17 protein-coding genes are annotated in these 21,796 nt (G+C 52.9%); all 17 read left to right on the forward strand.

Features of this window, described 5'->3' with window-relative positions; all coding sequences use genetic code 11:
* Positions 1-14 precede the first annotated feature (14 nt).
* The 17 genes from Q674_RS39500 to Q674_RS41165 all read left to right on the forward strand — a co-directional run bounded on the left by Q674_RS39500 (position 15) and on the right by Q674_RS41165 (position 21,253).
* Positions 15-695, forward strand: a complete 681-nt coding sequence (locus tag Q674_RS39500) for a GntR family transcriptional regulator (protein WP_023010040.1) — start codon at positions 15-17, stop codon at positions 693-695.
* 17 nt (positions 696-712) lie between these two features.
* Positions 713-1,600, forward strand: a complete 888-nt coding sequence (gene prpB / locus Q674_RS39505) for a methylisocitrate lyase (protein ID WP_023010041.1) — start codon at positions 713-715, stop codon at positions 1,598-1,600.
* 47 nt (positions 1,601-1,647) lie between these two features.
* Complete coding sequence (prpC, locus tag Q674_RS39510) at positions 1,648-2,781, forward strand: 2-methylcitrate synthase (protein ID WP_023010042.1); 1,134 nt, start codon at positions 1,648-1,650, stop codon at positions 2,779-2,781.
* Positions 2,782-2,789: 8 nt separating this feature from the next.
* Positions 2,790-5,414, forward strand: a complete 2,625-nt coding sequence (gene acnD, locus Q674_RS39515) for a Fe/S-dependent 2-methylisocitrate dehydratase AcnD (protein ID WP_023010043.1) — start codon at positions 2,790-2,792, stop codon at positions 5,412-5,414.
* A gap of 73 nt (positions 5,415-5,487) precedes the next feature.
* Complete coding sequence (gene prpF / locus Q674_RS39520) at positions 5,488-6,666, forward strand: 2-methylaconitate cis-trans isomerase PrpF (RefSeq protein WP_023010044.1); 1,179 nt, start codon at positions 5,488-5,490, stop codon at positions 6,664-6,666.
* Positions 6,667-6,699: 33 nt separating this feature from the next.
* The gene (prpD, locus tag Q674_RS39525; protein WP_023010045.1) at positions 6,700-8,178 is read left to right on the forward strand and encodes a 2-methylcitrate dehydratase; all 1,479 of its coding nucleotides are present in this window, start codon (positions 6,700-6,702) and stop codon (positions 8,176-8,178) included.
* Between the two features lie 143 nt (positions 8,179-8,321).
* Positions 8,322-9,734, forward strand: coding sequence for a TIGR03013 family XrtA/PEP-CTERM system glycosyltransferase (locus Q674_RS39530; RefSeq protein ID WP_014421296.1), 1,413 nt, complete (start codon positions 8,322-8,324; stop codon positions 9,732-9,734).
* 106 nt (positions 9,735-9,840) lie between these two features.
* Positions 9,841-10,443 carry an XrtA/PEP-CTERM system exopolysaccharide export protein gene (locus Q674_RS39535; RefSeq protein ID WP_023010046.1) on the forward strand — a complete coding sequence of 201 codons (603 nt, stop codon included), beginning with the start codon at positions 9,841-9,843 and terminating at the stop codon, positions 10,441-10,443.
* 39 nt (positions 10,444-10,482) lie between these two features.
* A complete protein-coding gene (locus tag Q674_RS39540) occupies positions 10,483-12,000 on the forward strand; it encodes an XrtA system polysaccharide chain length determinant (RefSeq protein WP_011785142.1) in 1,518 nt (505 codons plus the stop codon).
* On the forward strand, positions 12,000-12,905 hold the full coding sequence (locus Q674_RS39545) for a polysaccharide biosynthesis protein (protein WP_022991123.1): 906 nt from the start codon (positions 12,000-12,002) through the stop codon (positions 12,903-12,905). The genes Q674_RS39540 and Q674_RS39545 overlap by 1 nt, the downstream gene beginning before the upstream one ends.
* Positions 12,898-14,184, forward strand: a complete 1,287-nt coding sequence (locus Q674_RS39550; protein ID WP_227501265.1) for an outer membrane beta-barrel protein — start codon at positions 12,898-12,900, stop codon at positions 14,182-14,184. Before Q674_RS39545 ends, Q674_RS39550 begins: the two co-directional genes overlap by 8 nt.
* Positions 14,185-14,212: 28 nt before the next feature.
* A complete protein-coding gene (locus Q674_RS39555; protein ID WP_031210520.1) occupies positions 14,213-15,112 on the forward strand; it encodes an XrtA system polysaccharide deacetylase in 900 nt (299 codons plus the stop codon).
* Positions 15,109-16,266 carry a glycosyltransferase family 2 protein gene (locus Q674_RS39560; RefSeq protein ID WP_031210521.1) on the forward strand — a complete coding sequence of 386 codons (1,158 nt, stop codon included), beginning with the start codon at positions 15,109-15,111 and terminating at the stop codon, positions 16,264-16,266. The genes Q674_RS39555 and Q674_RS39560 overlap by 4 nt, the downstream gene beginning before the upstream one ends.
* A 52-nt stretch (positions 16,267-16,318) precedes the next feature.
* Positions 16,319-17,446 (forward strand): glycosyltransferase, encoded by a 1,128-nt coding sequence (locus tag Q674_RS39565; protein ID WP_023010050.1) that lies wholly within the window; start codon positions 16,319-16,321, stop codon positions 17,444-17,446.
* A 44-nt stretch (positions 17,447-17,490) separates the two neighbouring features.
* Positions 17,491-18,711 (forward strand): hypothetical protein, encoded by a 1,221-nt coding sequence (locus Q674_RS39570; RefSeq protein WP_227501266.1) that lies wholly within the window; start codon positions 17,491-17,493, stop codon positions 18,709-18,711.
* 59 nt (positions 18,712-18,770) lie between these two features.
* Complete coding sequence (locus Q674_RS39575) at positions 18,771-19,775, forward strand: hypothetical protein (RefSeq protein WP_023010052.1); 1,005 nt, start codon at positions 18,771-18,773, stop codon at positions 19,773-19,775.
* 113 nt (positions 19,776-19,888) lie between these two features.
* Positions 19,889-21,253, forward strand: a complete 1,365-nt coding sequence (locus Q674_RS41165) for a hypothetical protein (RefSeq protein WP_152526098.1) — start codon at positions 19,889-19,891, stop codon at positions 21,251-21,253.
* Positions 21,254-21,796: the final 543 nt, after the last annotated feature.

Below are 21,796 nucleotides of genomic sequence, written 5' to 3' on the forward strand. Positions count from 1 at the left end.
ATTGTTAACAAAATATGATTCAGGCACAGTTGCAAACCCTAACCCGCGCCGATGAGGCCTTTGATTGTCTGCAAACGGCGATTGTGAAGGGCGATCTGGCGCCGGGCGAAAAAATCGGCGAAGTCGAGCTCTGTTCCCGCTTTAACCTTACCCGAGGCCCGCTGCGCGAAGCGTTGGGCCGCCTTGAATCCCGTGGATTACTGGTCAGGCGCCCTCACGCCGGTGTGAAGGTGGTGTCCGTTAGTGCCGCAGAGCTTCTTGAGTTGTACCGAATTCGCGAAGTCATGGAGGGGCTGGCAGCCCGTCAGGCGGCCGAACGCATGCCCGATGAAGAAATCCGTGATCTCCTGGCCACGCTCGATAGTCATGAAAAAATGATTGAGGAAGCTCAGGGCCAGGCCTACTACCAGGCCGAGGGTGACTACGACTTCCACCACCGGATTGCCACCGGCAGTCGCAATACCAAGCTGGCCCAGATGCTTCTGGGTGATCTTTACTACATGGTGCGGATGTACCGTTACCGGTTAAGCACCTCGGCCGGGCGCCCCCATCTGGCGCTGGGTGAACACCGCCGTATCGTCGAGGCCATTGCCCAGCGCGATGGCGAACTCGCCGAATTCCTGATGAAACGACACATTAATGCAGCACGCCAGAACATCGAGAAGAAAATCGAAGAAGGCGTTCTCACCATCTGATAAGAGAGGAAAAACCCATGGCTAACAAACTCTCCCCGGGCGCCCGTTTTCGTAAAGCCCTGAAAGAAAACCAGCCACTGCAGATTGTTGGTACCATCAACGCCTACGCGGCCATGATGGCCGAGCGGGTAGGGCACCAGGCCATTTATCTGTCTGGTGGTGGTGTAGCGAACGCCTCCTATGGTTTGCCGGACCTGGGCATGACCACCATGAATGACGTGGTGGAAGACGTGCGCCGGATTACCGCCGCGGTTGATGTTCCGCTGCTGGTCGATATCGATACTGGCTGGGGTGGCGCGTTCAACATTGCCCGGACCATTCGCGAGATGGAGCGTGCCGGTGCCGCTGCCGTGCACATTGAAGACCAGGTCGCCCAGAAGCGCTGCGGCCACCGCCCGAACAAGGAAATCGTTTCCAAAGAGGAAATGGTAGACCGCATTAAAGCTGCAGCCGATGCTCGTGAAGACAAAGACTTCTTCATCATGGCCCGCACCGATGCGTTTCAGAAAGAAGGTCTGGACGCGGCCATCGATCGTGCCAAGGCCTGTATTGAAGCCGGTGCCGATGGCATTTTTGCGGAAGCCGTACACGAACTGAGCGATTACAAGGCGTTCGCCGAGGCGATCGATGCGCCGATTCTGGCCAACATCACCGAATTTGGCGCCACGCCGCTGTACAACCGGAAAGAACTGGCGGATGCCGGCGCGGCGATGGTGTTGTACCCGTTGAGCGCCTTCCGTGCCATGAACAAGGCGGCGCTGACGGTATACCAGAACATTCTGGAAAAGGGTGACCAGAAAGACGTGGTTGACCTGATGCAGACCCGTATGGAGCTGTACGAGTTCCTCAACTACCACGATTTCGAGCAAAAGCTGGACCAGCTGTTCGCTCAGAAAAAAGACTGATTGCGTTAAACTGAACAAAATATAAACAGAAAATCTGGGAGACCAACATGGCTGAAGCAAAGAAACTCGGTGGCGCTGGCCTGCGTGGCCAGGTAGCTGGTGAAACCGCCCTGTGCACCGTTGGCAAAACCGGTACCGGCCTGACCTACCGCGGATACGATATTACCGACCTGGCGGATAACGCCCAGTTCGAAGAAGTGGCTTATCTGTTGCTGCGAGGCAAACTGCCGAACCAGGCCGAGCTGGATGCCTACAAAAGCAAGCTCAAGAGCCTGCGTAGCCTGCCGGAAGCCCTGAAACTGGTGCTGGAGCAGATCCCCAAGGACGCGCATCCGATGGATGTGATGCGTACCGGTTGCTCCATGCTCGGTAACCTGGAAACCGAACAGGATTTCAGCGAGCAGGACGACAAGATCGACCGCATGCTGGCGGTGTTCCCGGCCATCATCACCTACTGGTACCGCTTTGCCCACGAAGGCATTCGCATCGATACCGCCAATACCGAATGCGATTCCATTGGTGGCGTGTTCCTGGAGCTCCTGCATGGCAAGAAGCCCAGCGAGCTGCATGAGCGGGTGATGAACGTCTCCCTGATTCTGTACGCGGAGCACGAGTTCAACGCCTCCACCTTCACGGCCCGTGTATGCGCCTCCACGTTGTCTGACATCCACAGCTGCGTGACCGGTGCTATCGGCTCCCTGCGCGGCCCGCTGCACGGCGGCGCCAACGAAGCGGCGATGGAACTGATTCAGAAGTTCAAGACCCCGGAAGAGGCCGAAGCCGGCCTGATGGGCATGCTGGAACGCAAAGAAAAAATCATGGGCTTCGGACACGCCATCTACAGCGAATCCGACCCGCGCAATGCCATTATCAAAAAGTGGTCTGAAAAGCTGGCCAAGGAAGTGGGCGATACCGTGCTGTACCCGGTTTCCGTCCGCTGTGAAGAAGTCATGTGGCGCGAGAAGAAGCTGTTCTGTAACGCCGACTTCTTCCACGCCTCGGCCTATCACTTCATGGGCATTCCGACCGAGTTGTTCACGCCCATCTTCGTGATGTCCCGGGTATCCGGCTGGACCGCCCACGTGAAAGAGCAACGCGCCAACAACCGAATTATCCGCCCGAGCGCTGAGTACACAGGCCCTGAACACCAGGACTGGTTGCCCATCGACAAGCGGAGCTGAGAGAGACTATGAATACCCAATACCGTAAAGCCCTGCCGGGCACGGAACTGAAATACTACGATACGCGCCAGGCGGTAGAAGACATCCAGCCGGGCGCTTACGCCAAGCTGCCTTATACCTCCAAGATTCTGGCGGAGCAGCTGGTGCGCCGTTGCGATGCGGAGTCTCTGACGGATTCCCTCAAGCAGCTGATTGAGCGTCGCCGCGACCTGGATTTCCCCTGGTACCCGGCGCGGGTGGTGTGCCATGACATCCTGGGCCAGACCGCCCTGGTGGACCTGGCCGGCCTGCGTGATGCCATTGCCGAGAAGGGTGGTGATCCCTCCAAGGTTAACCCAGTGGTTCAGACCCAGCTGATTGTTGACCATTCCCTGGCCGTTGAAGCCCCGGGTTTCGACCCGGATGCCTTCGAGAAGAACCGCGCCATCGAAGACCGCCGTAACGAAGATCGTTTTCACTTCATCAACTGGACCCGCACCGCATTCAAGAATGTGGACGTGATTCCGGCCGGTAACGGCATCATGCACCAGATCAATCTGGAGAAGATGTCGCCGGTGATTCAGAACCGCCCGGATGAAGACGGTCACCCGATTGCCTTCCCGGATACCTGTGTGGGCACCGACAGCCATACGCCGCACATTGATGCGTTGGGTGTTATCGCCGTTGGCGTGGGTGGTCTGGAAGCGGAAACTGTGATGCTGGGCCGCCCGTCCATGATGCGTCTGCCGGATATCGTGGGTGTGAAGCTGACTGGCAAGCGCCAGCCGGGCATTACCGCCACCGATATTGTTCTGGCGATTACCGAGTTCCTGCGCAAGGAGCGTGTGGTCGGCGCCTACCTGGAATTCTTCGGCGAAGGAGCGTCGAGCCTGACCATCGGCGATCGGGCCACCATTTCCAACATGACGCCGGAATACGGTGCTACGGCCGCGATGTTCTACATCGACGAGCAGACCGTTGACTACCTGAAGCTGACCGGTCGTGAGCCAGAGCAGGTAGACCTGGTTGAGAAGTACGCCAAAGAAACCGGCCTGTGGGCCAGCGAGATGACCGGGGCCCAGTACGAACGTGTGCTGGAGTTTGATCTGTCTACCGTGGTCCGCAACGTGGCCGGCCCGTCCAACCCGCACCGCCGTGTCGCCACGTCCGATCTGCACGATCGCGGCATTGCCGTGAATCTGGACAAGGCACTGGAAGAAGAGAAAAAGGGTCTGATGCCGGATGGCGCGGTCATCATCGCTGCCATTACCTCCTGCACCAACACCTCCAACCCCCGCAACGTGGTGGCGGCTGGCCTGCTGGCCAAGAAAGCCAACGAGCTGGGGCTGGTGCGCAAACCCTGGGTAAAATCTTCCTTTGCACCGGGATCCAAAGTGGCCCGCCTGTACCTGGAAGAAGCCGGTTTGTTACCAGAACTGGAGAAACTGGGTTTTGGTATCGTGGCCTATGCCTGCACCACCTGTAACGGTATGTCTGGCGCCCTGGACCCGAAAATCCAGCAGGAGATCATCGACCGGGATCTGTATTCCACCGCCGTTCTCTCCGGTAACCGGAACTTCGACGGCCGGATTCATCCGTACGCGAAACAGGCCTTCCTGGCGTCACCTCCGCTGGTTGTCGCCTACGCCATCGCCGGTACCGTTCGGTTTGATATCGAACAGGACGCCCTGGGTTACGACAAGGATGGCAACCCCGTCACCCTGAAAGACCTGTGGCCGTCTGATGAAGAAATCGACCGCATTGTCGGCGAATACGTGAAGCCGGAGCAGTTCAAGCAGGTGTACATTCCGATGTTCAACCTGGATGAAGCCGAGCAGGCCAAGAGCCCGTTGTACGAGTGGCGCCCGCAGTCCACCTACATCCGTCGGCCGCCATACTGGGAAGGTACCATGGCCGCCGAGCGCGCGCTCAAGGGCATGCGCCCGCTGGCGATCCTGCCGGACAACATCACCACAGACCACCTGTCACCATCCAACGCCATCATGATGGACTCGGCTGCCGGTGAGTACCTGCACAAGATGGGCCTGCCGGAGGAAGACTTCAACTCCTACGCCACCCACCGTGGTGACCACCTGACTGCCCAGCGAGCGACCCTGGCCAACCCGAAACTGTTCAACGAAATGGTCCGGGACGAAAACGGGGAAGTGGTGCAGGGTTCCCTGGCCCGTGTGGAGCCGGAAGGCAAGACCATGCGCATGTGGGAAGCCATTGAAACCTACATGGAACGCAAGCAGCCGCTGATCATCATTGCCGGTGCAGACTACGGGCAGGGTTCTTCCCGTGACTGGGCGGCCAAGGGTGTTGCCCTTGCAGGTGTAGAGACCATCGTCGCCGAAGGCTTCGAGCGGATTCACCGCACCAACCTGATCGGTATGGGTGTGATGCCGCTGCAGTTCGAAGAAGGCACCACGCGCCACACGCTTCAGCTGGATGGTACCGAGACCTACGACGTGGAAGGCAAGCCCGCCCCCGGCGCCAAGCTGGAACTGGTCATTCACCGCAAGAGTGGTGAAGTGGACCGGGTGCCGGTGATCTGTCGTCTGGATACCGCGGAAGAGGTCACCGTGTACTCTGCCGGTGGCGTACTGCAGCGCTTTGCCCAGGATTTCCTGGCGTCTGAAAGCGCCGCCTGATCGCCATGGCAAGGTCAGGCGGGAGCTGTTCCCGGCTCCCGCCTGAAACATTCATTCAAGTGAGGCTCGCTCAATGAGTTTTGCTCCCCAAGTTCGTATTCCTGCCACCTACATGCGTGGCGGTACCAGTAAAGGCGTCTTCTTCCGCCTGCAGGATCTGCCCGAAGTCTGCCAGGTACCCGGTGAAGCGCGAGACAAGCTTTTGCTGCGCGTAATTGGTAGCCCCGATCCCTACGAAAAGCAGATCGATGGCCTGGGCAATGCCACCTCCAGCACCAGTAAATCGGTAATCCTGGCAGCGCCCACGCAACCGGATCACGACGTCGATTATCTGTTTGGCCAGGTGTCCATCGACAAACCCTTCGTTGACTGGAGTGGTAACTGCGGCAATCTCACCGCCGCCGTAGGCGCATTCGCCATTAACGGCGGCTTTGTGGCCAGAGAGCGTATTCCTGAAAACGGCATCTGTACCGTTCGTATCTGGCAGGCCAACATCCGCAAAACCATCGTGGCCCACGTGCCCATCACCAACGGTGAAGTGCAGGAGACCGGTGATTTTGAACTGGATGGCGTAACCTTCCCGGCGGCGGAAGTGCAGATCGAGTTTATGGACCCGGCCGATGGCGAAGGGGCCATGTTCCCCACGGGTAATCTGGTGGATGAGCTGGAAGTGCCGGGTGTCGGCACCCTGAATGCCACCATGATCAATGCCGGTATCCCGACCATTTTCATCAATGCCGAAGACATTGGCTACAAGGGCACCGAGCTGCAGAATGACATCAACAGCGACCCCAAGGCGCTGGCCATGTTCGAAACCATTCGCGCCCATGGCGCGGTGAAAATGGGACTGATCTCGGATATCGCGGAAGCTGCCAGTCGCCAGCACACTCCGAAAGTGGCGTTTGTGGCCAAACCTTCGGATTATGTGTCTTCCAGCGGTAAACAGATCAATGCCGCCGATATTGATGTGCTGGTTCGGGCGCTGTCCATGGGCAAGCTGCACCACGCCATGATGGGTACGGCGGCGGTGGCTATTGCAACGGCCTCTGCAATTCCCGGCACGCTGGTTAATCTGGCGGCTGGCGGCGGAGACCGTACCCATGTGACTTTCGGTCATCCGTCCGGAACCCTTCGGGTGGGGGCGGAAGCGAAGGAAGTAAATGGTCAGTGGACTGCCACCAAGGCGATCATGAGCCGCAGTGCGCGGATTATCATGGAAGGTTGGGTGAGGGTACCTGGCGACAGCTTCTGATGGCTCCTATAGTTGGGACAGGAGGGCCGTAATATGTCTGCCACTTACGATCTCAACGAACGCCCGGACTACGACGACGTACTGCAACAAATCGCCGACTATGCCCTTGATTACCGCATAGAAAGCGAAGAAGCCTGGGAAACGGCCCGTTATTGCCTGATGGACACCCTGGGCTGCGGTTTGCTGGCGTTGCGTTTTCCGGAATGCACCAAGCACCTGGGCCCGCTGGTGGAAGGCACGATCGTTCCCCACGGCGCCCGGGTGCCTGGCACTTCATACCGCCTGGACCCGGTGAAAGCCGCCTGGGACATTGGCTGTATCGTCCGCTGGCTGGATTACAACGATACCTGGCTGGCGGCCGAATGGGGCCACCCCTCTGATAATCTCGGCGCCATTCTTGCAGTTGCCGATCACCTCTCTCAGAAGCGCGTTGCCGATGGCCAGGCGCCACTGGCCATGAAGGCCGTTCTTGAGGCCATGATTCTGGCCCATGAAATTCAGGGTGTACTTGCCCTTGAGAACTCGTTTAACCGGGTCGGGCTGGATCATGTTGTGTTGGTGAAGGTGGCGTCTACCGCCGTCAGTGCCAAACTGATGGGCGCCAACCGGGAACAGATGCTCTCCGCGCTGTCTCATGCCTGGGTCGATGGCCAGGCCCTGCGCACCTATCGCCACGCGCCCAACGCGGGTTCCCGCAAATCCTGGGCGGCCGGCGATGCCAGCTCCCGGGGTGTTCGCCTGGCAGATATTGCCATGCGAGGGGAGATGGGCATTCCCGGGGTGCTGACGGCGCCACAATGGGGCTTCTACGACGTCCTCTTCAGCAAGACCAATCGAGATCAGGCCCTGAAACCCGAATCATCACGTAGCTTCGCATTACCACAGTCTTTCGGCTCCTACGTGATGGAAAACATCCTGTTCAAGATCTCTTTCCCGGCAGAGTTTCATGCCCAGACCGCCGCCGAGGCAGCGGTATCACTGCACCCGCAAGTGAGGGGCCGACTGGACGACATTGATCGCGTAGAGATCACTACCCACGAGTCGGCTATTCGCATCATTTCCAAGCAGGGCAAGCTCGCCAACCCCGCAGACCGGGATCACTGCCTGCAGTACATGACGGCGGTGCCACTGATCTTTGGCAGCCTGACAGCTGAGCATTACGAAGACAGCTTTCACCAGGCCCATCCAGAAATCGACCGCCTGAGAGAAAAAATGCAGGTCATCGAGGATGAACGATATACCCGCGAATACCTCGAGGCCGATAAACGATCAATCGCCAATGCGATACAGGTTTTCTTCAAGGATGGCTCCAGTACCGACAAGGTTGCCGTGGAATACCCGATAGGGCACCGACGCCGGCGCAAGGAAGGTATGCCTCTGCTGGTAGAGAAATTCCGGGCCAATCTTCAGACACGCTTTCCTGCCCAACAATGCGACGCCATTATGGACAGTTGTGCTAGTCTGGGGCGGCTTGAGGTGATGCCGGTGCACGAGTTTGTGTCGCAACTATAAAATATTTGTAAAATTGAACGAAATGGGCGAGTGGCCCACATTGCAGTTTCAATGAATTGCCGTACAATCCCGTAACGGTTTGTTACAGTGTGTAGCAAAGGATGCTTGCAGTACAGGCAGTGTGAACCGCACAAGGAGTCGACGTGGCCCACGTCAGGTTGTTCAGACACTATATACACTTACCTTTTGTCATTCTCGGCCTGATCGATCTGATCGTCATGGGCCTTGCGTTCGCACTGGCGGTGTTTTTCCGCTTCTTCGGCGAGCTCGAATTCTTCCTCGATAATCTTGTTTTTGTCCTCCCTTCCATCACGATCTTTGCGTTGTTCAATCTGATCGTCATGATCGCCCTGGGCGTGCACCAGTCCCGTGTGGAAGAAGGCATGTCCGGCATGATGCTACGCACCATCATGGCCATGATTCTCGCCATACCGCTGCACGGCTTTGCCTATTTCGTGGCTGATGACTGGCTCTGGTATCTGGGCAGCTTCGGGTTACTGACATCGGCGACTGTGCTGGCGATATTTTCGCTGGGCATTGCCAGAGTGGTGTTCTTTGCTGTGGTCGGCAAGGACCGCTTCAAGCGCCGGGTTCTGGTGCTGGGTGCCGGCCGCCGGGCAAAACAGATGTTCGAGGACTTGACCACTCCCTTCAACCGCAAAGGTTTTTCACTGGACGGCTTCGTTCCCATGCCGGATGACACGGTGGAAGTGGATGAGCAGTACCTCATTAATCTTCCAACCTCCTTGCATGACTACGTTCTTCGACACCCGGTGAGGGAGATTGTGGTGGCGGTGGACGACCGCCGTCGGGGCTTGCCGATGGAAGACCTTCTGGAATGCAAAATGGAAGGTGTGCACATTATCGACGGTGCCAACTTCTACGAGCGTGAATCCCGTAAGGTGGCTCTGGAAATGATCACCCGGGGCTGGCTGGTGTTCTCTGACGGATTCACGGTTTCTTCGGTGTATGGCGTTGGCAAGCGGGCGCTGGACGTTCTGGCCTCCGGTACGCTCCTGCTGGCGACGTTCCCGATCATGATTCTCACCGCCATCGCCATCAAACTGGAAGACGGATTGAAAGCACCGGTGATTTACAGCCAGGAACGGGTAGGTCTGAACAACCAGGTGTTCAAGGTGCACAAGTTTCGGTCCATGATTACCGACGCGGAAAAGAACGGCGCGGTCTGGGCCAGGAAGAACGATACCCGGGTGACACGCGTTGGCGAATTTATCCGTAAGGTGCGGATTGATGAGCTGCCACAGATCTTTAATGTACTGAATGGCACCATGGCCTTTGTCGGGCCGAGGCCAGAACGGCCGGTGTTCGTTGAACAGCTGTCTGAAAAGATTCCGTTTTATGCAGAAAGGCACCGGGTAAAGCCCGGGCTGACCGGTTGGGCCCAATTGTGTTTCGCCTATGCGGACAACGAAGAGGACACCCGGGAAAAGCTGCGCTACGACCTCTACTACATCAAGAACCAGAGTTTACTTCTTGATCTGTTGATTATAATTCAGACAGTAGAAGTGGTATTGTTCAAAAAAGGATCAAGGTAGTTTCGGGAGTCAGCTGTTCCCGGAACATGGAATAAAGCACGGACCTCACAAGAGAGGAATAAAGATGTCACGGAAGTATCTCATCCAAGGGCTTATTGTGTCCCTCATGGCGGTAGCTTTGGCAACGGGTTGTGCCGGCCCTTCCGCTTCCTCTTCAGAACAGATCCAGCGTGCATTGGCCGTTGATACCCGGGATAGCGTGGACCAGTACATACTGGGCGCAACCGATGTCGTACGGGTTTCTGTGTGGCGCAACGAAGATCTCAGCATCTCCGTTCCGGTTCGGCCTGACGGCAAGATTTCCGTGCCGCTGGTAGGGGATGTTCAGGCCAGTGGCCGCACGCCCGAAGAGTTGGCCAGCTCCATTCGTACTTCCCTGACTGAGTACATTCGTGAGCCACAGGTGAGTGTGGTTGTGACCTCCATGGGCAGCCATGAATTCACAGACCGGGTGCGGGTAACTGGTGCGGTTCGCCAGCCCATTTCAGTGCCTCACCAGAGCGGCATGACGGTTCTGGATATCTTCCTGAATGCCGGTGGTGCGAACGAGTTTGCCGCGCTGAACAACGCCATGCTGTATCGGAAGCTTGAGAGCGAGGTGGTTGCCATTCCCGTAAAACTGGACGACATCCTTAACAAAGGCCGGGTTGAAACCAACTACGGCATGCGGCCGGGTGACATTCTTACCATTCCAGAGCGCAGTTTCTGAGTGGTTGCAGAGCTAAAAGGTCTGAAGGCGGGTTAGGTTATGGCATTACCGTTATCCCAGTTACCGCAGGAGATCATTCGCGAGGTCCGGGGCCGGAAGGGCCTCGCGTTTCTTGCGTTTGTGATTGTCAGTTTTGCTGTGCTTGGAGCAGGCTTTGTATGGCCCTATAAGTATCAGTCTGAGACCATCATCTTCGTAGACGACCGCAACATCATTGCGCCGTTGATGGAAGGGCGCGCCGTGGCCACGGAGATTAACGACCGTACCTCGGCTGCAAAAGAATTGCTGATGAGCCGGAGCCTGATCGAGAAAGTGGCTTTGGATCCTGAAATTTATCCGGATGCGCCCTCAGACCCGGCGGCACTTGAGTACCGGATTGCGAACATTCGCTCGGGTTTGTCGGTCAGGCCCCGGGGCGACAGTTATTTCAGTATTGGCTTTTCTTCCACTTCCCAGATGGAAGCATTCCGCGTTGCCCAGAAACTGGGGCAGGTCTTTATAGAAGAAACCAAAGACCGTAAGCGGGCCGAAAGCCGCAACGCCTACGATTTCATCGACAAACAGGTCAAAAGCTACGAGCAGCAACTGGCCCAGGCTGAGAACCGGCTCAAGGAGTTCCTCTCTGAAAACACCGATGGAACGGAGCAGGAGGCTAATGCCCGCATGGCGCAGCTTCGTAATCAGCTGGAGCTGGCCGAACTCGAGAAAAAAGAACTTGAAACCCGTGCGGCTTCCCTTCAGAGCCAGCTCGGAGGCATCCGGCCCACGATCACGCAAGGCCGAACTGAGGATGCCTACAGAGAGCGGATCCGGATCCTGGAAGAGCGCCTGGATAGTCTGCGGCTGCAATACCACGATACCTACCCGGATATCGTGATACTCCGGGAACAGCTGGCGGAACTGCGCAAACAACGAGATCAGGCGGCAGAACGGCCGACAGACGTGAGTTCACTTGAGGGCGAAGAAGCCGTTAACCCGCTCTACCAGGAACTGCGGGCAAACCTCTCTACCACGCGGGCGGATATGGCCACCGTGGATACACGAATTACTTCGCTTTCCCGCCTGCTGGAACAGCAAGCAAAGCGTATGGAGCGCATCCAGGCCAACAAGGCCCAGTACTCTGAGCTCACCCGCGACATGGAAGTGAACCGTGAGATTTACGATGACCTGCTCAAACGTCGGGAAAAAGCTCGGGTCTCCATGCATCTCGACATTGAAGGGCAGGGGCTCAACTACCGCATTAATGAAACCGCTCAGTTCCCGCGTACGCCCTCTGGTCCCCAGTTCTCCATGTTTGCTGCGGCTGGATTGTTCCTGGGGCTGGCGGCACCCTTTGGAGCGGTTGCGGGTCTGTTACAGGTAGATCCCCGAATTCGTGCCAGGAAGCAGTTGGAAGAAGACATTGGTTTGCCGGTTCTTGTTGAGATTCCGGAGGTACGAACACCCTACGAAAAGCGACGGGATCGAAAGGTTACGTTACTGATCGGGATTTTCGCGGTGCTCACGGTAACAGTGTATGTGACCATCGTTGTGCTAGCTCAAATGGGAGTGATCTGATGCCAGAACAACGAAATGATCGGTCCGGATTTGATCCCGAGGAATCCCAGGATTCTGGCAATGAGACAACCGGCAGCAGCCCGGCGGGCAGTGAAGAGCATTCCTTTTGGCTGAAGCGCAAGGAGCGTTTGAAACAAGAGCTGGATTTCCGGGATGACGAAGACTCCCGTATGCTGGTGCCAAGCTCTCTGGAACTGGGGCCCGGCGCGGTTGATAAATACGTTATCAGTAAGCAGATCGTGCGTATGCAGGAGCCCAGAAGGCTCACGCACGACGACCTCGACGAGCGTCGGATTATCTATCCCGAGTCCCGCAACCGCGCGCTGGTCAACCGCTTCCGGGATCTGAGAACCAAGCTGCTCGAGGTTTCCGGAGGCAATAACTTCACGCTGGTCGTGAGTGGTGCCAGCTCTGGTGCCGGTTCCTCGTTTGTAGCCCTGAATCTTGCGGCAGCCTTTGCCTTTGATCAGGCCAAGACGGCTTTGATCATCGACTGCAACCTGCGCGAACCGTCTTTGCACTCCACACTGGATGTGATGCCCGAGACAGGCCTGACCGACTTTCTGGATGACCCGGACTACGACATTTCCAGGATTCTCTATCCGACCGGTATTCCCAGGCTGAGGCTGATTCCGGCGGGTAGTCGCCGTGAAACACCGGCCGAGTTTTTTACCTCCTTCCGGATGAAGCAATTCCTGCAGGCAATCCGCCGTCGCTATCCGGACCGTTTCATCGTGCTGGACACGGCGCCGATATCCGAATCTCCGGATGCCCGCATTCTGACCGAACTCTGCGATTACGCCATGCTGGTGGTACCTCACGGCAAGATCACTGCGGCGACGGCCGAACAAGCTGCGACGGCTTTCAATCCGGACAAGTTTGTAGGAGCGGTGATCAATGGCTGATCAGCAGAGGGTAGGGACACCCGTTGCAGTAAAGGCAATACCAGTAATGTTACTGGCTGGTGCCTGCTCGTTCCCCGTGTTTGCGCAAAGTGAGGTCACGTTCGGGCTGGACAGCCGCTTCACCGACAATGCCCGCAAAGCAGATACGAATGAAGACAGCGATTTCGAGACCCGTGCCTACCTTACCGCTGGTTACCAGACAGATCCCGGACGCTGCAACGCTGATTTCCTGGGCACTCTGGGGTATTCCTGGTGGCAGGACGATAGCTTTGACAGCGAGAGCTTCGCGGAAATGGACTTCCAGGGCGATTGCGAGCTCGCCAACCAGCTTTACTGGGAAGTGGACAACAACCTTAGGGAAGTGAACCAGGACACTCGCCAGAGTGACACACCGGACAACCGAACCCGAAAAAACGTGTTCAGCACTGGCCCCAGATACCTCTGGCGTCTGAATGACACCAACTGGCTCAATCTTTCTGCCCGCTACGCCAACACCGAGTACGACGAACCGGAGGAAACGGACAGCGAACGCTATACCGGTTCTATCGCCTGGAACCACCTGTTCAGTTCAACATTCACCGGGGGACTGAGCGTTTCCCACAGTCAAACCGAATTCGACTACGGCGCAGAAGTGGATGTGAATAGTGCCCAGGTCACCTTCGAGAATCGGTGGGCGACCACTTCTCTTTCCGGTTCTGTTGGCGTGAGTGAGATCGAAACGGATTACGCCAATACCAACCAGTCAAGCGATGGGCTGGTAGGCCAGATAAACCTTACCCGGCAAATCAATCCGAGTACCGAATGGTACCTGAATGCCTCAAGGGAGCTGACAGACCGCACGTCCACGCTTGACCTTCGTTTTGGAGAGTTCGAGTTCAACCTCCGCGAAAGCATCACCGTTGAAAACAGCGTTTTGTCGACCGGCATCAACAAGCAGTTTTCCGACGCCTCCTCACTGAATCTTGACCTCTATGCTTATCGCTCGGATTACCTCGAGAGCGAGGAGAGAGAAGACAAAGCAGGCATTAATGCCCGCTATTCACGCCAGATGTCGGAGCTGACTACCGGATACCTGGCGCTGGGCTTCGACCACCTGAGTTATGAGCGCGACGATAGCCAGGACGAGGTCGCCCGGCTCGTTCTAGGGGCTAAACACCAGGCAACCCGGGATTTGAGCCTGTTGGCCAGGGTAGGGCACAACACCAAAACCAGCGATATTTCCAGCCGGGAGTACGATGAGAACTGGGTGTTGGTTGGTCTGGAATACCGACTGCGCTGATCAACACAGGAAGTGTGAGGCTATGGCCATGAAAGAACCGATACAGAACGCCCTGACAATTGATGTGGAAGACTACTTTCAGGTAGCTGCGTTGGCAGAGGCCGTTCGCTACGACGACTGGTCCTCCATGGAGTATCGGGTTGAAGCGAATACAGATCGCATTCTCGCGTTATTCGAGAGGGCAGGTGTAAAAGCGACCTTTTTTACCCTTGGGTGGGTCGCTGAGCGATCTCCAGAGATGGTGAAACGGATCGCGGCTCAAGGCCATGAAGTTGCCAGCCATGGTTACAGTCATCAACTGATCTATAACCAGACGCCGGACGTTTTCAAAGAAGAAACCCGGCGATCGAAGGTGATTCTTGAGGACATTCTCGGTGCGCCGGTAACAGGGTATCGCGCGGCCAGCTACTCCATTACCAATCAATCGCGTTGGGCGCTGGATATCCTTGCCGAGCAGGGGTTTACCTGGGATTCGTCCATCTTTCCAGTGCATCACGACCGCTATGGCATGCCCGGTACGCCACGCTGGCCCCATCGGTTGACCACCGATAAAGGATATGAGCTGGCGGAGTTCCCGCTAAGCACGTTCAAGTTGCCGGGTTACACCCTTCCAATTGCTGGTGGTGGATATTTCCGGCTTTTCCCGTACTGGTTCAGTCGATACGGACTGGGCTCCATCAACCGGCATGGACGGCCTTTTGTGTTCTACCTTCACCCCTGGGAAGTAGATCCGGACCAGCCGCGCCTGGATGTAAAGTGGTTCTCCCGCTTCCGTCATTACAACAATCTGGATGTGTGTGAACAGAGATTGGCCAGATTGTTGTCTGATTTCCGGTTTACCACCATGAGCCAGGTATTGGAAAGCGAAGGGGTTCTTGAGCCCTCATCGAACACCCTAGGTTCCAGCTCTGTGGCAGGGATGGCATGATGGTCGCAGTATTCTGGATATCTTTCCTGTTGTTGGCTTACATCTACTTCGGCTATCCCGTCTGTATCAGACTGCTGGCATCCGCACGACCCTTGCCCGTAAACAAAAGCGGCGCTGACCAGCCGAAAGTCTCGATTCTTATCGCCGCCTACAACGAGGCCAAAGATATTGAGGCTACGCTCAGAAACAAGCTGGCGTTGGACTATCCCAGGGAGCAATTGGAGGTCCTGGTGGTTTCCGATGAGTCGGAGGACGGAACCGACGAGATTGTCCAGGCGGTTGCTGCGAATGCGCCTTTCCCGGTCAAACTGTTTCGTCAGGTACCCCGTCAGGGCAAAACCGCAGGGCTCAATATGCTCAAACAGCATGCGGAAGGGGATATCCTGGCATTTTCGGATGCCAACTCCGAATGGGATCAACAAGCCCTGAAAGCACTGGTGAGTAACTTCAATGACCCAGCGGTGGGATACGTAACCGGAAAAATGGTCTACGTGAACCCGGAGGGCGCCCTGATTGGCGACGGCTGCAGCGCTTACATGAAGTACGAAAACTGGCTGAGAGCGCAGGAAACATTGGTGGGTTCGGTTGTAGGCGTTGATGGTGGCATTGATGCCATGCGTACAGCCTTGTATCAGCCACTTCGGGCCGACCAGTTACCAGACTTTGTGCAACCACTGAAGGTAGTAGAGCAGGGGTATCGGGTTGTTTACGAACCCGAAGCGCTGCTAAAAGAAGAAGCCCTCAGTGACGGTAGCAGCGAATTCAGTATGCGTGTCCGGGTAAGTCTTCGTGCGCTGTGGGCACTTAAAGACATGAAACACCTGATGAACCCAGCCCGTAACCTGTTGTTTGCCTGGCAGATGATCTCCCACAAACTACTGAGGTACGGCGCGTTTATTCCCATGCTAACTCTGGCGTACGCGGCACTTTACCTGGCTCCCGTAAAAGGATTCTACGCATTGGCGGCACTTGGGTACCTGGCCTTTCTGATTCTCGCCTGGAGCGGGCATAAAAAAGAATCCAGCGGTGAAACACTCTCAGCCATCTATTCCATTCCGTACTACTTTGTTCTGCTGAATCTCGCCTCTCTGCAAGCCAGCTTGGCGTTTTTGAAAGGAGAGAAGAAGGTAGTGTGGAATCCAAGGAAGGGATGAGTGTGGCTGCTGTCTCTATAGATGCTTTATCCAATAGCTCTGGAGTGTATTTTTGAAGGTTTTGCATCTAATTGATAGTGGTGGCCTTTACGGTGCAGAGAAGATGCTACTTGCCCTGGTTAAGGCGCAACTGGATCAAGGCCTGGATCCTATGATTTTAAGTGCAGGGGACCCGGACATTGAGGAAAAGCCTCTGGAAGCCGAAGCTAAGCGCCAAGGGCTTCCGGTTATTGCATGGAGAATGAAGCCGGGATTAAACCTTGTGCAAAGCCGGAAAATCCTTAAATGGGCCAGGGCTAATGGTTATCAGCTGCTTCATTCACATGGTTTTAAATTCAACGTATTGCTAGGTTGCTATCCCCGCTTTATTCGGGGTATTCCCATGGTTGCAACGCTGCATGGTTATGTTCACGCACCTCGATTTACTAAATTGTGGGTGTATGAGTTGCTAGACCGGCTGGCGATATCTTTAATGCAAAGGGTAGTTTTGGTTGGCGATGCAATGAGCGCAGAGTTACCAAGTCGCCTGGCGCTCTCTGAAAAGGTTTGCACCATACGCAATGGGCTGCCTATAGATGAAGTTGTAAAACGCTCTGAATCCGAATTGCCGGAAGATTTTCAGCAGTTCTTTAGGCAGCATAAAGCCGTCATCCTCGGCGTGGGTCGCTTATCTCGAGAGAAAGGCTTCGATCACCTGATTATGGCATTTCGAGAGATTCAGGCTAAAAACCCAAATGTAGGCTTAATGATTGTTGGCGAAGGAAATAAACGGCCGGAGCTCGAGGCGCTAGTTAATAAGTATGACCTCGGTAAGCATGTAGGAATGCCCGGATATTTCGATAATATTCCCGCTCTCATGGCCAAATCCTCTGTTTTAGCTATTTCTTCATTGACTGAGGGGTTACCTATTACGTTGCTTGAAGCCCTCGCTGTTCGATTGCCGATTGTTTCGACTTCTGTTGGTGAGATTTCGTTTGTGCTCGGTGATGGTGCCTATGGTGTCTTGGTGAGCGAGGGCTCGACGGATGGGGTTATAGCTGGGATTGAAGAAATAATCAAAGATCCTGAGGCCGCAAACTATCGAGCGGAGGAAGGCTTTAAGATGCTTTGTGATAACTTTTCAGCATCAGCAATGACTGGCCAGTACCTGAACATTTACGAGCAGGCCTTAGTTTTATGAAGGTATGGATCTTGTTGCGTTACCTAATCGCGCGCATAACTTTCATGGCATTGAGAATCCCCGTCACGCGGTTTGAGAAAGAAGTAGCCGAGCATTGGCGAGTTGGCGCTTCAATAAATAGAGAGGGATATCTGGATCGATGCCTTGCTCAAACTAGACCTTGCGGTGCAAATGGAGATGAGGTTTGTAGTTTAGACGAGCTAGAAAGACAGCTACCTCTCACTAAAAAACAGTTACGAGAGGCCACATTTAAGAACCAACCTGAGTCAACCGGTTTTGCAAGACACACCGCAGGTACGACTGGTGAGCCAACGAATATAAGCCTTTCCAGGGAAGAATTGGCCCGAATGCTTGCTGTTCGGGCGTATTGTTATCGAAAACACGGTCTGCGTCTCGGCCAGAGAGAGGCACGTATCTGGGGTAGGGCGGACGCTACGCTAGCGGCGAAATTACGGGATTTTCTGCTTAACCGAAAGGTCTTTTACCCTGCTGAAAACGGTGCGGATAAAGTCGTTTCTAGTTTGATAGACTGGCGCCCTGAATACTTATATGGATACAGTTCCCTGATACTTGAGGCAGCTAGAATTGTTACTAATAACAAGCTCCGTCCTGCTGGAATAAAAGCCATTATATGTACAGCGGAAGCTATCTTACCATCTCAAAAAGAGTACATAAGTAAAGCCTTTAATGCGCCTGTGTTGGAAGAGTATGGGTCTACCGAATTCGATATAATTGCATTTGAGTGTAAATCCGGTCATCTTCATTTGGTTAACCCCTGGCTTTGGGTTGAAACGTGGAATGGCGAGGCTTTGATAAGTGATGTGACAAGAACCTCCCAAAGCCTTGTTCGTTACCGCTTGGGAGATTCTTTCACGCTGGCCAACAGCGGATGCCGATCTTTGGGGAGCGAATGGGTGATTGATGAGTTGCGTGGCAGATCGATCCATCAATTTGCATATTTAAGCCCTTCGGAGAAATTTCATGCCGTGGTTTTTGGCCGTGCCATTGATCGTTATATGAGTGCTTATGGTGAGCACTTTATGTTCAATGTAAGGCAATTAGACTATGCCCGATTTGTGATTTGTGTATCTGAAGCGCCTGGGAGGGGGCTGAATCACTTTGAAGTTAATGTTATTGCTGAATTGCGAGAGTTGTTAAGTGTAGATGATGAGTTTGGCCTTGACCTAAGTGTTAGGGTTGATGAAGATGTTTTTGGTAAGGGTGGCCATAAATATACCTATTTTTTTCAGGATTTGGTTGTTTGATTTTGGTTTAAATAACTTTTTATTGTTTAAAATTATAAATTTTACGTGTCGGGGTTGATATGGGCGGGAAAGTTGTTTGGTTCGCGTGGGAGGATCATAGGCGCTCTAGGGAGCTGTCTTCTGAGTTTGAGGCAAAATATATACCGATGGTCTATCGCGGTGTAAAGATTTTTCGTTATCCCGTTTTGTCGTTATTAACAATTTATAAGATATTGGCAGAGCGTCCGACTCTCGTTTTTTGTCAGAACCCTTCGATTATCTTAACGTTTTTGTTAGTTATGACAAAAAGAATATTTGGTTTCAAATTGGTTGTTGATCGACATTCTAATTTTAAGTTTGAATATGAATCTTCAAAAGATATCAAATGGAAGATTTTTAGATTTGTTAGTAAATTTACTGTTAAGCATTCAGATTTAACTATTGTAACTAATGATTATCTGAAGTCTGTGTGCGAAGGGTTTGGTGGGGTGGCGATGGTTTTACCAGATAAATTGCCTGATATGTCTTCGGGGAACTTAGAGAAAAGCCGATTTCTAACGGATCCCAATAAAGTTCATGTTATGGCTGTCACAACATTTGATAGTGATGAGCCTATAGAAGAAATGATTGAGGCTGCAAGATGCCTTGGTGAGAATTATATTCTATATATGACTGGTAATTCTGATCGCTATTTTAATTCTGGTAATTTGAGAACAGATATTCCTAATAATTTGATTTTTACTGGTTTTGTGTCGGAGTATGATTACAAGTGTTTGATTAATTCTGTTGATGTAGTGGTTGTTCTTACAAATAAAGATTTTATATTGAATTGTGGGGCGTATGAGGCTGTTTCGGTAGATGCGCCTCTTGTTTTGTCGGATACTGAAACGCTTAGAGGTTATTTTTTCAAGGGGCCTGTTTTTGTTAAGAATAATCCTGAAAGTATAATGACCGGAGTTGTTAAGGCTGCTGAGAATAAGGTTTTGGGGGCTGGTATTTATCGTGATTTGAAATCCGAGCTTACGAGATCTTGGGGAGATAGTTTTTCTAAAGTTAGAAGTTTTATTTCGGATTTTGTTCTTTGATTTTATTATTATAGTTTTTTGTGAATAATATTTTTATTTTCTGTTGTTGAAAATTTCGGAAGATGAGCTAAAATTTTTACGTGGCTTCTCTATCATAAAGAGGGTTATATATTATGAATATAACAAACTGCCGTTTTAGATTGATTTTATTTTTTTTCTCTTTGGCATTCGGTGTTAGTGCAGAGCCCTTGGTAAAGGATGTTTTGTTAGATGAAGGGCGCTTGGTTATAAAGGGGGAAGGATTTGGAGAAAAAAAGAATCCCCATCCTGTTTTGTGGGCGTTCGGGTCTAGAGTGATAGAAAATGGTATCGATACTACTAAAGAGATGGGTGTTGTACCGGGGAAGCCGGTTCCTGTCGGAAGTGACGGTGAAGCTTTTGTCTGGTCTCGAGGTGAGGGTGTGGTTTTTAGTGAGAAGTCAAGAATACCCGAAGTATCTCATACATACCGGTCTGAGAATGATGGATGGCTTGGCTGGCCCCACGCCTTCGGTGGGGATGATACGCCATATGCTGATAAAGCTTATTTCTCATGGAGGGTTCAGAGTGACGGCGATATAGCTAATTATAAAACAATTGCTGTAACATCGATTAAGGGAGTATTTTTGGATGGAGGAGATCCGTTTTCCCCTGGTGAAAGTATAAGGGTCATGCCTATTGATCGAGGAGAAACCATTGGTAGGGTGGTTTATTACGATGCGGAAAAATCATGGATTCATATTGAAGTTTCCGGTTTGACTTCAGATCATTTTGCAGGTGCTGTAATTTCAGGAGTTGATTCAGGAGCTACGGCTCTTGTTGATAGTACTGTATTTTACCGATCTGGTTCCTCGTCTAAATATTTTAGATCCTATGAAACTGTGGCTGACGCAGGTACTCATGTTGTAGCAACGACAAATAGACTTATAACCGCACAACTTGATGAGAATGGAAAAGAACTTTCTCGTGCGTTTGAAAGTGAAGGAGATTCAGGTTATGGACTGCCTAATGTCTCTTATTCAAGTCAATGGCAGCTGATTGAAGTTTATATTGACTTGTCTGGGGATTATGGGGCAGGTTACTTCAAGCTTAACGGAAAGGATAGTAAGTCATTTAGCGGTTTGTATATTAAAGATTCAAAACCAAAAGATGCCGGCCCCACAATATCTAATATCGGTTGGGAAGCTGCCGGGGGGGTGGATATGGTTAACGTTGCCCTTAATTTTGGTGAGATTTATTTTGACACAAGCCCCCAGCGTGTTTTGTTTGCAAATACTCCTTCTGTTGTTGAAGCAGGAAGTAATGTGGAGTTTCAGTATTTAGTTTCATGGTCGGACAAAGAAATTGTAGTTGATAAAGGGTATGGCGCTTTAAATTTATCTAGTCCGATTTACGTTTTTGTTTATGATGAATATGATTCGGTGTCTAATGGATTTTGTATTTTGAATTGTTCGGGGGGGGAGTATCCGCCATCAAGAATCGGCTTAGATGTTGAGTGATTTTCAGTTAATATTTTGTAAAGCTTATGGATGGGTGATTTTTTTCTCATTGGTGATTTTAATTACTCTAGTTTTAGTCATTCTAGATATATTCGGGCTCGGTTGATTCTGTACTAGCTCAAAATTATAATAATTTTGAGCTTATTATTGCTAGCAATGGCTAAGCAGATGGAATCTTGAGACTCTTCAGGAATATGAATCTGCTTTTAAATTGAAGCTGTTGGCACATTCGAACCGGGAAAACTGTGGGCAATCTGCGACTCTTAATGTTGGATTTGGGGCCGGGAACCGGCGATTACATCGTGATTCTCGACAAGTGAAGAGTTGACTCATCTGAAAAAATCTAAAATCAGGTTGAGTTTCCGGGTAAGAATCCTGAAATCGCTGTGGTGTATCGCCTGACTAGCGCTGTTTTTTATCATGTAGTGACTCTCTTGTATTCCTCTGTCGGGGGGGGCGAGATTGTCCTTGGTTTTCATAGAGGTTATTTTCGTAGGCATCTGGTAAGCCATCTTAAGCTAGGCGCCGTAGCCGCTTTTTGCG

Source organism: Marinobacter sp. EVN1 (genome assembly GCF_000475375.1).
In the GTDB taxonomy this organism is placed as follows: domain Bacteria; phylum Pseudomonadota; class Gammaproteobacteria; order Pseudomonadales; family Oleiphilaceae; genus Marinobacter; species Marinobacter nauticus.